Annotated in this window: 13 protein-coding genes; 11 read left to right on the top strand and 2 right to left on the bottom strand. The window is 58.6% G+C overall.

Going from position 1 to position 13816, the window contains the following annotated elements; translation table 11 throughout:
• Positions 1–53 precede the first annotated feature (53 nt).
• The 11 genes from HMPREF2690_RS04600 to HMPREF2690_RS04550 all read left to right on the top strand — a co-directional run bounded on the left by HMPREF2690_RS04600 (position 54) and on the right by HMPREF2690_RS04550 (position 12351).
• Complete coding sequence (locus HMPREF2690_RS04600; protein ID WP_070423069.1) at positions 54–806, top strand: YebC/PmpR family DNA-binding transcriptional regulator; 753 nt, start codon at positions 54–56, stop codon at positions 804–806.
• Between the two features lie 94 nt (positions 807–900).
• Positions 901–1452, top strand: coding sequence for a crossover junction endodeoxyribonuclease RuvC (gene ruvC, locus HMPREF2690_RS04595; protein WP_070820288.1), 552 nt, complete (start codon positions 901–903; stop codon positions 1450–1452).
• On the top strand, positions 1449–2063 hold the full coding sequence (gene ruvA / locus HMPREF2690_RS04590) for a Holliday junction branch migration protein RuvA (protein WP_070820287.1): 615 nt from the start codon (positions 1449–1451) through the stop codon (positions 2061–2063). The genes ruvC and ruvA overlap by 4 nt, the downstream gene beginning before the upstream one ends.
• A gap of 11 nt (positions 2064–2074) precedes the next feature.
• A complete protein-coding gene (gene ruvB, locus HMPREF2690_RS04585) occupies positions 2075–3151 on the top strand; it encodes a Holliday junction branch migration DNA helicase RuvB (RefSeq protein ID WP_070423072.1) in 1077 nt (358 codons plus the stop codon).
• A 33-nt stretch (positions 3152–3184) separates the two neighbouring features.
• Positions 3185–3475: a preprotein translocase subunit YajC gene (yajC, locus tag HMPREF2690_RS04580; protein ID WP_070820286.1), complete on the top strand. Its 291-nt coding sequence runs from the start codon at positions 3185–3187 to the stop codon at positions 3473–3475.
• 155 nt (positions 3476–3630) lie between these two features.
• On the top strand, positions 3631–5574 hold the full coding sequence (secD, locus tag HMPREF2690_RS04575; RefSeq protein ID WP_070484854.1) for a protein translocase subunit SecD: 1944 nt from the start codon (positions 3631–3633) through the stop codon (positions 5572–5574).
• The gene (gene secF, locus HMPREF2690_RS04570; RefSeq protein WP_371325716.1) at positions 5574–6737 is read left to right on the top strand and encodes a protein translocase subunit SecF; all 1164 of its coding nucleotides are present in this window, start codon (positions 5574–5576) and stop codon (positions 6735–6737) included. Before secD ends, secF begins: the two co-directional genes overlap by 1 nt.
• 33 nt (positions 6738–6770) lie before the next feature.
• Positions 6771–8366 (top strand): ABC transporter substrate-binding protein, encoded by a 1596-nt coding sequence (locus HMPREF2690_RS04565; protein WP_246819506.1) that lies wholly within the window; start codon positions 6771–6773, stop codon positions 8364–8366.
• A 60-nt stretch (positions 8367–8426) separates the two neighbouring features.
• Positions 8427–9005 (top strand): adenine phosphoribosyltransferase, encoded by a 579-nt coding sequence (locus tag HMPREF2690_RS04560; RefSeq protein ID WP_070423077.1) that lies wholly within the window; start codon positions 8427–8429, stop codon positions 9003–9005.
• Between the two features lie 50 nt (positions 9006–9055).
• Positions 9056–11332, top strand: coding sequence for a RelA/SpoT family protein (locus HMPREF2690_RS04555; protein WP_083279516.1), 2277 nt, complete (start codon positions 9056–9058; stop codon positions 11330–11332).
• Between the two features lie 128 nt (positions 11333–11460).
• A complete protein-coding gene (locus tag HMPREF2690_RS04550) occupies positions 11461–12351 on the top strand; it encodes a serine hydrolase domain-containing protein (protein ID WP_168167283.1) in 891 nt (296 codons plus the stop codon).
• A gap of 60 nt (positions 12352–12411) precedes the next feature.
• Here the strand turns inward: HMPREF2690_RS04550 and HMPREF2690_RS04545 are convergent, their stop codons facing one another.
• Together HMPREF2690_RS04545 and HMPREF2690_RS04540 are read right to left on the bottom strand one after the other, a co-directional pair.
• Positions 12412–12675, bottom strand: a complete 264-nt coding sequence (locus HMPREF2690_RS04545) for a hypothetical protein (RefSeq protein WP_070451343.1) — start codon at positions 12673–12675, stop codon at positions 12412–12414.
• A gap of 91 nt (positions 12676–12766) precedes the next feature.
• Positions 12767–13717, bottom strand: coding sequence for a peptidylprolyl isomerase (locus HMPREF2690_RS04540; RefSeq protein ID WP_070820283.1), 951 nt, complete (start codon positions 13715–13717; stop codon positions 12767–12769).
• Between the last annotated feature and the right edge of the window lie 99 nt (positions 13718–13816).

The following is a 13816-nucleotide window of genomic DNA, read 5'->3' as shown; positions in this document are numbered from 1 at the left end:
TGGCGTATACTTGCGCTCTGTTAACCGTCAACAGAGGAATGAAGGGGTGCTCGATGGCAGGCCACTCAAAGTGGGCAACGACCAAGCACAAAAAAGCGGCGAACGATGCAAAGCGTTCCAAGCTCTGGGCGAAGATGATCAAGGATATCGAGGTCGCCGCCCGCACTGGCGGCGGTGACCCCGCTGCTAACCCGACCCTCGATGACATGATCCGCAAGGCGAAGAAGGCCTCGGTCCCCAACGACAATATCGAGCGCGCTCGCAAGCGTGGCTCCGGCGAGGAAGCCGGCGGATCCGACTGGGAAACTGTCATGTACGAGGGCTACGGCAACAACGGTGTTGCTGTGTTGATTGAGTGCTTGACCGACAACCGCAACCGTGCCGCAACCGAGGTACGTACCGCCATGACCAAGAACGGTGGCAACCTGGGCGAGTCCGGCTCTGTCGGTTACATGTTTGAGCGCACCGGTGTGGTCACGATCAAGAAGGGTGACCTCTCCGAAGATGACGTGCTGATGGCAGTGCTCGACGCTGGCGCTGAGGAAGTCAACGACCTCGGTGAGGAGTTCGAAATTACCTGCAAGCCGACTGACCTGCCTGCAGTGCGTGAGGCGCTGATCGGTGAAAGCATCGAGATTGAAGATGCTGGCCAGGAATTCCGTGCCGACGTTCAGGTCGATCTGGATCTCGAGGGCGCACAGAAGATGATGCGCCTGATCGACGCGTTGGAAGATTCCGACGACGTCCAGAATGTCTACACCAATATGACGATCTCTGACGAGGTTGCAGCGCAGCTCGACGCGTAACACTTCGTCGTGAACCGGCGCGCCCTCTTTGAGAGGCGCGCCTTTTTCGCACGTTGTGGTAGAACATATGTGTCATGAGCGAAGGAGTGGTTGCGTGAACCTCGAAGGACTACGGGTGATGGGAATTGATCCCGGTCTGACGCGTTGTGGCTTGTCTGTTGTGCAGGCAGGTCGTGGCCGCCAGATCATTCCCGTAGCAGTTGGCGTCGTGCGAACTCCCTCAACAGCGGAGCTTGCGGAGCGCCTGCTCAGAATCTCTCGGGCGGTGGGCGAGTGGATGGATGATTACCAGCCCGATGTTGTTGCTATGGAACGTATCTTTGAACGTGGCAACGTCTCCACGGTGATGCACACAGCGCACGCTGTCGGTGTCATGGTCTTAGCCGCTGCGGAGCGTGACATCCCGGTGCACATGTACACCCCTTCAGAGGTAAAGAAAGCAATATCTGGCAATGGACGTGCGGACAAGAAGCAAATGACCACTATGGTCACGCGCATTCTTGGTTTGAGTGAGGCGCCGAAACCAGCAGATGCTGCTGATGCGCTGGCCATTGCAGTCTGTCACTGCTGGCGCGCGCCACTTATCGCTCGAACGCAACATCTCCAACAACTTCAATACTCCAATACGAAGGCGGCAGTGCAATGATTGATTCTCTCAACGGTGAGGTGCTCGCTATTGGTCTCGACCATGCGGTCATTGAGTGTTCTGGGGTGGGCTATAGGTTTCTTGCTACACCGCAAACGCTTGGCGGTCTTGTGCGTGGTGAAACGCATCGAGTGATGACCTCGATGGTGGTCAAAGATGACGGCGTCACCTTGTATGGCTTTGGCGACAATGAATCGCGCGAGATGTTCCATAAGTTGCAGACCGTGACTGGCTTGGGTCCGAAGTTGGCTATTGCCGCGTTGTCTGTTTTTGAGCCTGGCGAGCTTTCGACGCATATTGCAAACGGTGACGCGAAGAAGGTTCAAACGATCCCCGGCGTGGGCAAGAAAATGGCCGAGCGCATGATCCTCGAGCTCAAGGACAAAGTCGAAGCGATGTTGCCGGCGCAGTCACCAAGCGGTGCGGCGGCTGGTACAGGAGTAAAACCAGCCACCACCTATGCCTCGGAACAGGTTGTGGAAGCGCTGGTCGGACTCGGATTCCCAGAGCGTACGGCACAGTCGGTCGTAGATCAGCTGACAACAGACCAGCCGGATCTCGACGCTTCTGCGTTGTTGCGTCAAGCGCTGACGCATTTGGGCAAGAAGTAGGCTAATGCGCAATGTCTGATGTGGAAAAGACCGAGTTCCAGCTCCCTGAAGGTTTTTCAGCGAAAGCACCGTCGCCTGTCGACGCCAACGTGCAGGCCGACGAACACGATATTGAGCGTTCGTTGCGTCCGAAGTCCATTCAGGAATTCATCGGCCAACCCAAGGTACGAGAACAACTCAGTCTTGTGCTTACGGGCGCCCGAAATCGTGGTGTGACGCCGGATCATATCTTGCTGTCTGGTCCGCCTGGACTGGGCAAGACCACAATGGCAATGATCGTCGCACAGGAATTAGGCACGTCGTTGCGCATGACCTCAGGGCCTGCTCTTGAACGGGCAGGCGACTTGGCGGCGATGTTGTCTAACTTGATGGAGGGCGATGTGCTCTTCATCGACGAGATTCACCGCATCGCACGGCCGGCTGAGGAAATGCTCTATATGGCCATGGAGGATTTCCGTATCGACGTCATTGTTGGCAAGGGCCCGGGCGCGACATCGATTCCGCTAGAGATTCCTCCGTTTACCCTCGTCGGGGCAACCACGAGGGCAGGTATGCTCACCGGCCCGTTGCGTGACCGCTTTGGGTTTACAGCTCAAATGGAGTTTTACGATGTCGACGACCTCACCAAGGTTGTCAGTCGTGCAGCGAATATCCTTGGGGTGCAGATTGATACTGATGCTGCGGTTGAGATCGCCTCGCGTTCGCGTGGAACCCCGCGAATTGCGAATCGCCTCCTGCGTCGTGTGCGCGACTGGGCTGAGGTGCATGGCGATGGCAGGGTAAACCTGGATGCCGCACGAAGTGCGCTCGAAGTGTTCGATGTCGACGAGCTAGGGCTAGATCGCCTCGACCGTGCTGTGCTTGGCGCCCTGATTAGGGGACATGGCGGTGGACCGGTAGGTGTAGGGACCCTTGCGATCGCGGTTGGCGAGGAATCCGGCACCATCGAAGAGGTCTGTGAGCCTTATCTGGTGCGCGCGGGACTGATGTCGCGAACAGGCCGGGGCAGGGTTGCTACTGCCGCCGCGTGGGAGCACTTGGGTTTGCAGGCACCTCCCGAAGCGCCTGGGCAGATGCCGCTCTACTAAGCCCACGATTGTGTTGTGCAATGATGGTTTCTCATGGAACCAATTTTGCTCATTGTCATTCTGGCCTTGTTCTTGCTGCCTTCCATCCTCATGATGCGTGGCCAGAAGAAGCGTCAGGCTCAGATTGAACAACTGCGTCAGTCGATTCAGCCTGGCGATCAGATTGTCAACGTTGCAGGCTTCCACGCCACGGTCGTGGAGCACAATGGCGAGACCATGCTTGTGGAGCTTGTCCCGGGTGTAGCCGTGACGATGGATACGGCTGGTGTGATGCGCAAGATTGAGCCTGTGGCACCTGTCGACACAAATGAGGTACCCAACTAAGTTTTTCTGGCCTGATGGCGTAGCATATTTGCGTTGTGCCATCACCGGCTCGCGCGATTGTTTGTGTCCACCGCACCTTGAAAGATGCTGCTGGATCGGCGTGTGCGCCGGTGTAAGGCGGAAAACCCGAGCCTGAACAAAGAGGAGTCTGCTCAGTGTCTACACGCACTCGGCGATCCGGCGAGGCGAAGTCGAAGCGGCAGTGGCCCGCGAAGGCGCTTGCCCTATTCGCTCTCATCGTCATCGGCGTCTACGCCCTTGTATTTTTTACCGGCACGAAGAGTGCTACCCCGAAGCTAGGTATTGACTTGCAGGGCGGTACTCGTGTGACACTGGTGCCGCAGGGTGAAGAGCCTACGTCAGAACAGCTCCAGGATGCTCGTCGGATTCTGGAGAACCGTGTCAACGGCATGGGCGTCTCGGGCGCATCGGTCGTCGTCGATGGCAACACCATCGTGATCGAAGCAGCCGGTGACGATACCTCGGAGATCCGTAACATCGGACAGACCTCCCAGCTGTTCTTCCGACCTGTGCTTGACCCTCCGGCTGCAAACCCAGCTGAAGCAGATAAAGCCATCTTGGATATGGCGAACGAGTGGGTAAAGTACGGCATCTTCACGCCCGAAGAGGGCCAGTCACTGCTGAAACAGTTCGCGGCTCGCAAGGAGCAGGCTGAGAAACAAGCCGAGGAGCAGGCCAAAGCTGCTGAGTCAGGCGATGCAAACAACCCAGAGGTTGGCAAGGACGTCGCGCCAAGCGAGGAAGAAGCGCCAGCAGAGCCGAAGAACGTCCCACAGATTTCCGCTGAACCACTGCCGGAACCGAACGGTCCGGTTGAGGCCGCTGAGCGCCGCCAGGAAACAACCGAAATGCTGCGGAAGACCCGCCAGTCGACTGACCCGACTCAGCAGTACGCTGCGTTGACGTTGATGTCCGCACGCTGCTTCGGCCAGGCAACCGACCCGCTCGCTGGCTCGGATAAGCAAGATCTTCCGCTAGTCGCTTGTGACCCGTCGACCGGTCAGGCGATGTTGCTTGACGAGGTCCCCCTGCTGAGCGGTGTAACAGATCCGGAAGGGCCCCGCCTGACCGGCGAGCAGATTGATACCAGCCGCGCGATTACCGGCGGATACAACCCGCAGTCGGGACAGATGGAGATCAGCTTCGCCTTCAACCAGGCTGGTGATGTCAACGGTTCCGCTACCTGGGCGAAACTCACCAGTGAGATGCTGCAGAAGCAGATTGCAATCACACTTGACTCCCAGGTGATCTCCGCGCCAGTTATCCAGGGCGCAACCCCAGTCGGTTCCGCAACCTCGATCACGGGTCAGTTCACTCAGGAGGAAGCTGAGGGTCTCGCGAACAACCTGCGATACGGCGCGCTGCCGCTGTCGTTCGCCGGTGAAAACGGTGAGCCAGGCGGAACTGCGATGACGGTTCCCCCTTCACTCGGTCAGGCCTCCTTGAAGGCTGGCCTGTATGCGGGGCTGGTGGGTCTTGCCATGGTGGCGATCTTCGTTTTCGCCTACTACCGCCTCTTCGGCTTCATCTCGTTGGTCACCCTGGCAGCAGCAGGTTTGCTTGTCTACGGCATGCTCGTGTTGCTCGGTCGCTGGATTGGATACTCGCTCGACCTGTCGGGCATCGCTGGTCTGGTCATCGGTATCGGTACGACCGCAGACTCGTTCATCGTGATTTATGAGCGCATCAAGGACCAGGTACGCCACGGCAAGACATTCCGTTCGGCGACCGCGTCCGGTTGGGAACGGGCCAAGGAGACGGTCATCACAGGCAACATGGTGACCCTGATTGGTGCGGTCATCATCTACTTCCTGGCAGTTGGCGATGTCAAGGGCTTCGCCTTCACCATGGGTCTGACAACCATCTTCGACCTGTTGGTCACCTTCCTGGTCACTGCGCCGCTTCTCGTGCTCGCATCTCGCAGCAATTTCTGGTCGAAGCCGTCTGTCAACGGCATGGGTGCCGCATTCCGCACCGCAGAAGAGCGCCGCGCTGCAGGTGATCTTGAGGAGGGCGACGGCGTCGTCGTCAAGCAACAAGCTTCCGTGGAAGCATCCGCCGCGAATGAGGAGGCCTAATCATGTCGAGCACTGTAGCTACGACCGAAACCCCCACGACGAAGCGCGGCTTTGCACGTCGCGACCGTGAATCGCTGTATGACGGCTCCGGCGGCCTCGACTTCGTTGGGCACCGCAAGACCTGGTACAGCATCACCCTCGGACTCATTGTGGTCGCGATCCTGGCGATGTTCATTCGTGGCTTCAACATGGGTATCGACTTTGAGGGCGGCACCAAGCTGACGATGCCTGCCGGCGATTTGGTCGCGACCGAGGTCGAGGAAACCTTCGTCGAGGCCACCGGTGTGACACCTGAGCTCACCCAGATCGTTGGCGCTGGCGACGCCCGCACGCTGGAGATCAACTCTGCCCACCTTTCGCAGGAGCAGATCGATGCCGCGCGTCAGGCTATTTTCGATACTTACCACCCACAGGATCACAACGGTGAGCCGAGCGCTGACGCTATCGGTGACTCCACCGTGTCGGAGTCGTGGGGTTCCACGATTACGAACCGCATGCTCCTGGCTATGGTCGTGTTCCTTTTGGCAGCGTCCGTGTATGTCGCGGTGCGTTTGCAGCGCGCGATGGCGCTGGCTGCCATGGGGGCGCTGTTGGTTGATGCCATCCTCATCATGGGTATCTACGCATTGTTCGCCCTTGAGATCACCCCAGCGATGATCATCGGTTTCCTGACTGTGTTGACGTTCTCGCTTTACGACACGGTGATTGTGTTTGACAAGGTCAAGGAGAACACGTCGGGAGTGCTTGATTCTCGACGATCCACCTATGCGGAAGAGGCCAACCTCGCGGTCAACCAGACCGTAATGCGTTCGATTTCCACCTCGGTTATTTCTGCGCTGCCGATCATCGCTCTGATGATTGTCGCGGTATGGATGCTGGGTGTGGGTACTTTGAAGGACCTTGCGCTCATCCAGCTCATTGGCGTCATTCAAGGCGTGATCTCCTCGTTGTTCTTGGCCACCCCGATGTTGGTCAGCCTGGTAAACCGCCGTCAGGAGCACAAGGACCACAATGCTGCGGTTGAGGCATTCCGTAGCCGTGGCCAGGTCGAAGAAGTTGAAGAGGAACCGGTCGAAGAGAAGAAGCGCCACGTGGCTACTCCGATTCGACCTGTGGAAGACACCGGTGCATCTTCGACAAGCACCTGGCGTCCGAACGCGTAAGAAAGCGGCTGAAACCTAGTGGTGCGTGGACTCATGAGACCGAAAATGGTGATTGGCAGCAAGGTTGCGGCTGTGTTGGCCGCAACGGCGCTGGTGCTTTCCGGGTGCGCATCTTCAGACAACGACGATGATGAGTCCACGAAACTTTTCGGTTACCAGGTAACAAGCAATCTGCGCACCACAAACGCTGGATCCCTCGAAGGATCGACAGACTTAGCGCAATCGTTGTCCGGTCGCCTGTACCCCGGGGTGTATGTTCCTGGTCCAAGCGGACAGTTGATCCCCAACACTGACCTTGTAAAAACCCAGGTGCTGCCGGGGGATCAGCGCAAGGTGATTTACACCTTGTCGGAAGCGGCAGTGTTTTCGGACGGCACTCCCGTCACCTGCGCTGACTATCTTTTGACGTTTGCTGCCGGACAATACCCGGCGACGTTCGGTTCGAATATGCCTTTGTTCGGCGACACGGATTCGCTGTCATGCACACCCGGATCGAAAGAGTTCACTGTGACCTTCAAGGAAGGCCGTGGTGCACGCTGGCGTGGTCTTTTTGAACCAGGCACGGTCCTTCCCGCACATGCTGTTGCTGCAAAGACCAATCGATCTGTCGAGGACCTCGTCGCTGATCTACTCTCGGATGATCTGGAGCGACTCAAACCAATCGCGCAGGTGTGGCGCCACGGGTTTGACCTCAAAGAGTTCGATCCTGAACTCCAAGTCTCGTTTGGCCCGTTCAAGGTTGCGGAGGTAGGAGAGAAGGGCCAGGTTCGGCTCGTCGCTAATGAGCATTACTACGGGGACGCTCCGCAGACAGCAGCAATGGTGGTGTGGCCTGGTTCCGTAGATTCTGCGGAGCTAGCAGCATCCAAGGCGATGAAGATCGGCGACCTGCGGCAGTTGCAACCACAGTGGTACGACGAGGACGCAGAAGGCAATCGATTGGATGTGAAAACGGCCATCGGTGAGCTCACCGAGATGTTGACCCTGCCGGAGGTTGGTTTTTGGGCGGATCCGGAGAACCGGAAGGCACTTGCACGTTGCATCGATCCTCGCGCTGTTGCCGCCGCTTCAAGTGAGAAGGCCGGGGTTGAAGTGCCAGTTGCACCGTTGCATGTCATTCAGCACACCGACCCGTTGGCTCAGCGTATGGCAGATATCGCTGCTCCGCTTTTGGACGTGAATATCCAGGAAGCTTCCGCACTTCGGGGTTCCACGTTGCGTATCGGTTACGTGTATCCGGACGACCGTTGGGCCGCGATGGTGGAATCGATGCGCCGCACCTGCGAGCCAGCAGGAATTACGATCATCGACGTCACAGGCGAGGGGAAGACGCTCGCTGACCTGCCTCACGTGGAGTACGACGAGTGGCGCAACGAATCCGTGCATGACGGCGAAGCCGACGCTATCTTGCGAGTCGTTGACCCGATGAGCGAGTACCCAGCGGCCAACAATCGCTCCCAGGATCTGGGGGCGTTGCGTGCCCAGGAGGGGCATCTGTGGAAGACGCTGCCATCGATTCCGCTGGCCGCACAACCCCGAACCTTTGTCGTCGATAATGCAGTGCGCAACGTGGTGCCGTATACAGGACTTTCCGGCATTGGCTGGAACATGGACAGATGGTCCAACTGACCAAACTTAATTCCCGACCCTAAAAACCCGATAAACCTGACCAGGAGACGATCCGAAATCATGTCGCCCACCCCGTCGATCAGCCCGCATGGCGGTCAGCCTTACGCTTCCGCTCTTGAGGCACTGCAGGACAAGATTCGCCGCGTTCCGGATTTTCCGGAGCCGGGAGTGCTGTTCGAGGACCTGACTCCGGTGCTTGCCGACCCAGCCGCGCTCAACGTGGTCATTGCAGAGATGGCCGAGGCGAGCAAGGAGCTCGGCGCCGATCTCGTCGGCGGTCTTGATGCCCGAGGGTTTTTGCTCGGCTCCGCTGTGGCGTACGAGATGGGCACCGGCATCCTTGCGATTCGCAAGAAGGGCAAGTTGCCGCCACCGGTGATTACCCAGGAGTACACCACGGAGTACAGCTCCGCTGCGCTGGAGATCCCCGCGAATGGGGTGGATATCTCTGGCAAGAGCATTGTGCTTGTCGACGACGTCCTGGCTACCGGCGGGACGTTGATCGCGGCGCGCGACTTGATTGAGCGCGCCGGCGGGCGAGTTGCCGGCTACGTCGTCGTCTTGGAAGTCCCGGGACTTGGAGGGCGCGAGCGACTCGACGGCGCTCCGCTTGTGGTTTTGGGGAAAGAAGAAAACTAGCCGGGTAGTATCACAGACTTAGTACCTGCTGACAGTGGAGGAGTCCTGACATGACAGATAAACCAGTCAAGCGGTCGGGCCCGACCGTGCGCAGTGTCTCCGCCAGGTTGGCCCGCTCTCTTACGGGAGGTGGGCGTCCGCGAACGAACCCGGTGCTCGATCCGCTGTTGTCGATTCACCACAAGTATCACCCGAAGGCTGACGTAGAGCAGCTCGGATTTGCATACGAAACGGCAGAACGGTTGCACGAGGGTGTATTCCGCAAGTCAGGTGATCCCTACATCACCCACCCGCTCGCCGTCGCAACGATTTGTGCCGAGATTGGTATGGATACCACCACGCTGGTGGCGGCTCTGCTCCATGACACGGTAGAGGACACCGACTACTCACTTGATGAGCTCACCCGCGATTTTGGCCCGGAAGTGGCCAAACTTGTCAATGGCGTGACCAAACTGGACAAGGTCGCGCTCGGCGCCGCCGCAGAAGCGGAAACGATCCGCAAAATGATCGTTGCTATGTCCGAGGATCCTCGCGTACTGGTGATTAAGGTCGCGGACCGCTTGCACAACATGCGCACAATGCGTTTCTTGCCGCCGGAGAAGCAGGCGAAGAAGGCGCAGGAGACGCTCGACGTCATTGCACCGTTGGCGCACCGCTTGGGTATGGCAACGGTGAAGTGGGAGCTAGAAGATCTCGCGTTCGCTATTTTGCAGCCGAAGAAGTACGAGGAAATCGTACGTCTTGTGGCGGATCACGCTCCGTCACGCGACCGTGCCCTGCGCGAGATCACTACCGATCTGCAGCGCGAGCTGAGCACGAATGGCATCCAGGCTGAGGTCATGGGCCGTCCGAAGCACTACTGGTCGATCTATCAGAAGATGGCTGTGCGCGGTCACGACTTCGCGGAGATCTTCGATCTGGTCGGTATCCGTGTTCTGGTGGATACGGTGTATGACTGCTACGCCGCTGTTGGTGTGGTCCACTCGCTGTATTCGCCGATGCCGGGCAGGTTCAAGGACTACATTTCCAACCCGCGTTTCGGTGTCTACCAGTCGCTGCATACGACGGTGATGACGACGACCGGTCGCCCCCTTGAAGTGCAGGTGCGTACACACGAGATGCACTACAACGCCGAATACGGTGTGGCTGCCCACTGGCGTTACAAAGAGACGAAGGGCTCCCACAAGGGCGATCAGGCCGAGGTCGACCAGATGGCGTGGATGCGTCAGTTGCTTGACTGGCAGAAGGAAGCCGCGGACCCGAATGAGTTTTTGGACTCGTTGCGTTACGACCTGACAAGCCAGCAGATTTTCGCGTTCACTCCGAAGGGCGATGTAGTGGATTTGCCGGCAGGCTCTACTCCGGTCGATTTCGCCTACGCCGTGCACACTGAAGTTGGCCACCGCTGCATTGGTGCGAAGGTTAACGGCAAGTTGGTCACCCTAGAAACCGAGCTGAAGTCCGGCGACAGGGTAGAGATCTTTACCTCCAAGGACCAAAACGCTGGGCCGACGCGCGATTGGCAGGACTTTGTTGTCTCCCCGCGCGCGAAGGCGAAGATTCGACAGTGGTTTGCCAAGGAACGTCGCGAGGAGCAGCTCGACGCGGGTCGCGATGCCCTGGCTGCTGAGGTGCAGCGTGGCGGGCTGCCGTTGCACAGGCTGTTCACCAACGAGTCGATGCGCCAGGTAGCAACGCGTTTGCACTACCAGGACGTTGATGCGCTGTATACGGCTATCGGCGCGGGAACAGTGTCTGCAGCGCACGTCGCGCACTTGCTCATGGACATGTTCGGCGGCGACGATGACGCCGTAGACGCCCTCACAGCGCGTACCCCTGTTTCTGCACTTGTTCGCCCGCAAACAACCGGCGACGGCCCTGCGATCCTGGTTGAGGGCAGCCCGGATGTGATGGCGAAGTTGGCGAAATGCTGCCAACCCGTCCCCGGCGATGCCATCTTCGGGTTTGTCACCCGTGGTGGGGGAGTTTCCGTGCACCGGACTGACTGCACGAACGCGACCAAACTTAACGACGAGCCAGAGCGTCTCGTCGAAGTGTCATGGTCCGCCCCCGGTGGCACCAAGAGTGCGTCACGCGCGACGATTCAGCTGGAAGCACTCGACCGCAATGGTCTGCTTACCGAGACCACCGGGGTGCTCTCCGAGGCGAAACTCCCAATCCTCGCGATGTCGTCTCAAGCAGGGGAGGACCGAGTGGCGACGATCCGACTGACCATTGAGGTGTCAGACATCAAACAACTCGGCTCGATCATGAACCAGATTCGCAACATTGAAGGTGTGTTCGACGTCTACAGAGTGACTGCGTAACCTAAGCTCGTTCGAGACCTGTTCAACGTTGCGTTGATAGGAAGGTTGCGATGCGGTTCAAACGGGTCACCCTTGCACAAAAGTTGACAGGGGATGCGTCTCTTGTGCGACTGCTTTCCTCATTGGCAATGCGAGCGAGTGCGGATACGTATCCGCTTCGTAATGTTGCGGCTTGCGTTGTTGAAGACGGAAAGGCCAACTTTGCTGGGCTCGGGGCGGATGAGCACACCGAGTTCGAAATTGCCTCGATAACCAAGACGTTCAATGCCGAGCTGCTCGAGCAAGCCATTACCAAGGGGTTGGTTGACACCGATACAACGGTCGGAGATGTGCTTGGGCAGCGTGTGCGAGGTAACGCATTAGCAGATGTGACGCTGGCTGAATTGGCGAACCACACCTCGGGCTTGCCACGAACCGGCAAGCAACGACCGCGAAACATTGCACGAGCACTTCTCGGCTTGAATCCTGATGTAGGAGTCACATCCGAGGATGTCATCGAGCAGGCACTGTCAGCGACACTGCGAGAGCGTGGCGTGGAGGAATACTCTAATCTTGGCCACGACTTGCTCGGGTTTCTACTGGCCAGAGTTTCCACCACGACCTACCCGACGTTGATCAAAATGTGGGTGCTCGACCCGTTGGGGATGACGGAGACTTACGTCGCTTTGCCTGGAACAGTCGGACCGGATAGACCCAGGGGAGTCTCCGCACTCGGTCTACCTGTGCAAGCTTGGGAGATGGACGGCACAGCTCCATCCGGCGGCCTGCGTTCGACCACCTCGGACATGGCGAAGTACGCCATGCATATCCTTGAGCGTCGCAGTACGCGATTTACGTGGGCGAACATTAAAGGCACCGAACTGTACTGGCATAACGGTGCAACGCGGGGATTCTCCTCGATGCTGCTGCTGGACTTAAGCACTCAGCGTGCATCGTTTGTCACGACGGATTCGTATGCAGACATTGAATGGATTGCGTTTGAACTCATAGGCCTGCATGACCCAGCGCGAGAGAAATGACCACGAAACAGAAGAGCGTCTCCGGCGAGAAACCGGAGACGCTTTTCGCAGTGCCGTGTTTTAGCGCATGAACTTCATGGCAACCGTAGCCACCTGGCTCAGGATGCCAATGATCGCGGTGACAACGGCGAGCCAATCCTGGATCTCAGAGGGGCTCATATCGCGGGAGGAGGAGCCCTCTTCGTTGGAGGACGATCCACCATTGTTGGTGGTGTTCGTGGTGTTATCGCCGACGACAGTCGGCGCAGCCTGAGCAACACCTGCACCGGTGAAGGCGACTGCGGTGACGGTAGCGGCGGCGATAAGGCTGGTGCGGGTCTTCATGAGGGTCCTCACTGAAAAGGTTTGAAACGGAATCTCTGCAGGATGCTATCGCCTGCGAGGGTTGCGTGCAATAGCGATATGTATGTGAGTGCTACTTCACGCTTGCTGCGGTGATACGCACTTCCTCGGCCGGTGCGCCGTCAGTCCCGCCGCCTTCAACGCCCTTTTCGGCGATCTTGTCCAGGGTGGCAAGGCCCTCGTCGTCAATCGTGCCGAAGTAGGTGTACAGCGGCGGCAGGACCGAGTCGCCGTAGTTAAGGAAGAACTGGGAGCCGTTGGTGTCCGCGCCAGCGTTAGCCATGGCGATCGTGCCACGGTCATAGCGCTTAGGCTCGTTTTGCAGCATCATCTGCAGGGTTTGGTTCTTGGTTGCCTCATCCATATCGGCTGGTAGGTCGAGACCTTCGGTGTCGATGCCGTCGAGTGCCTCGTCAGTGGGAAGCTCGTTGGCGAACTGGAAGCCAGGGCCACCCGCACCTGTGCCATCCGGGTCGCCACACTGCAGCACCTTCAGCCCGTCGGCAGTGGTCAGACGGTGGCAGACCGTGTCGTTGAAGTATCCCTCGGAGGTCAGGTACTCGATGGTGTTGACCGTGCATGGGGAAGCTGCGCGATCGAGCGTCATGCCGATCGGACCCTGGTTGGTCTCGAGCTCGACGGTGACGGTGCCTTCGGTGGACACGTTCTCGGTCGGCGGGGTGCCAGCGCGCAGCTCGGCGCCGTCCTCGTCTTCATAGGTGCACGAGACGGTAGCCGGCAAGGCCTTCTCGCGCTTCGTAGCAATCGGCGCGAAGGTGGAAGCGTCGAATTCTTCCTGTTCTGCGTTGTCAGCATCCGTAGTTGCGGAGGTGTCATCGGCTGCAAGGTTGTCCTCGTCGCCCTGGTTGGCTGCGACGTAGATTCCGCCACCAATCAGCGCGATGGCAACGGCGGAAAGCGCTGCGACAGACCACGGGCGGGACTTTTCCTTGCGGTCGCGGGAATCGAGTTCCCGTTCCAGATTGGACAGGGCCTCTTTGCCACGCTGTTCGTTGCTAGCCACTGGCGATGCACCTCTTCGAGTATCGGGGAAAGCGCGTGCGTGATGTCGTCGAAAAGCACGCGCGCATTGAACGGTGCAAAAGCCTAGCAGGGCTAATCG

This window comes from Corynebacterium sp. HMSC034E11, assembly GCF_001835905.1.
Taxonomy (GTDB): Bacteria; Actinomycetota; Actinomycetes; order Mycobacteriales; family Mycobacteriaceae; genus Corynebacterium; species Corynebacterium coyleae.
This window is presented reverse-complemented; position numbering and strand designations above follow the sequence as displayed.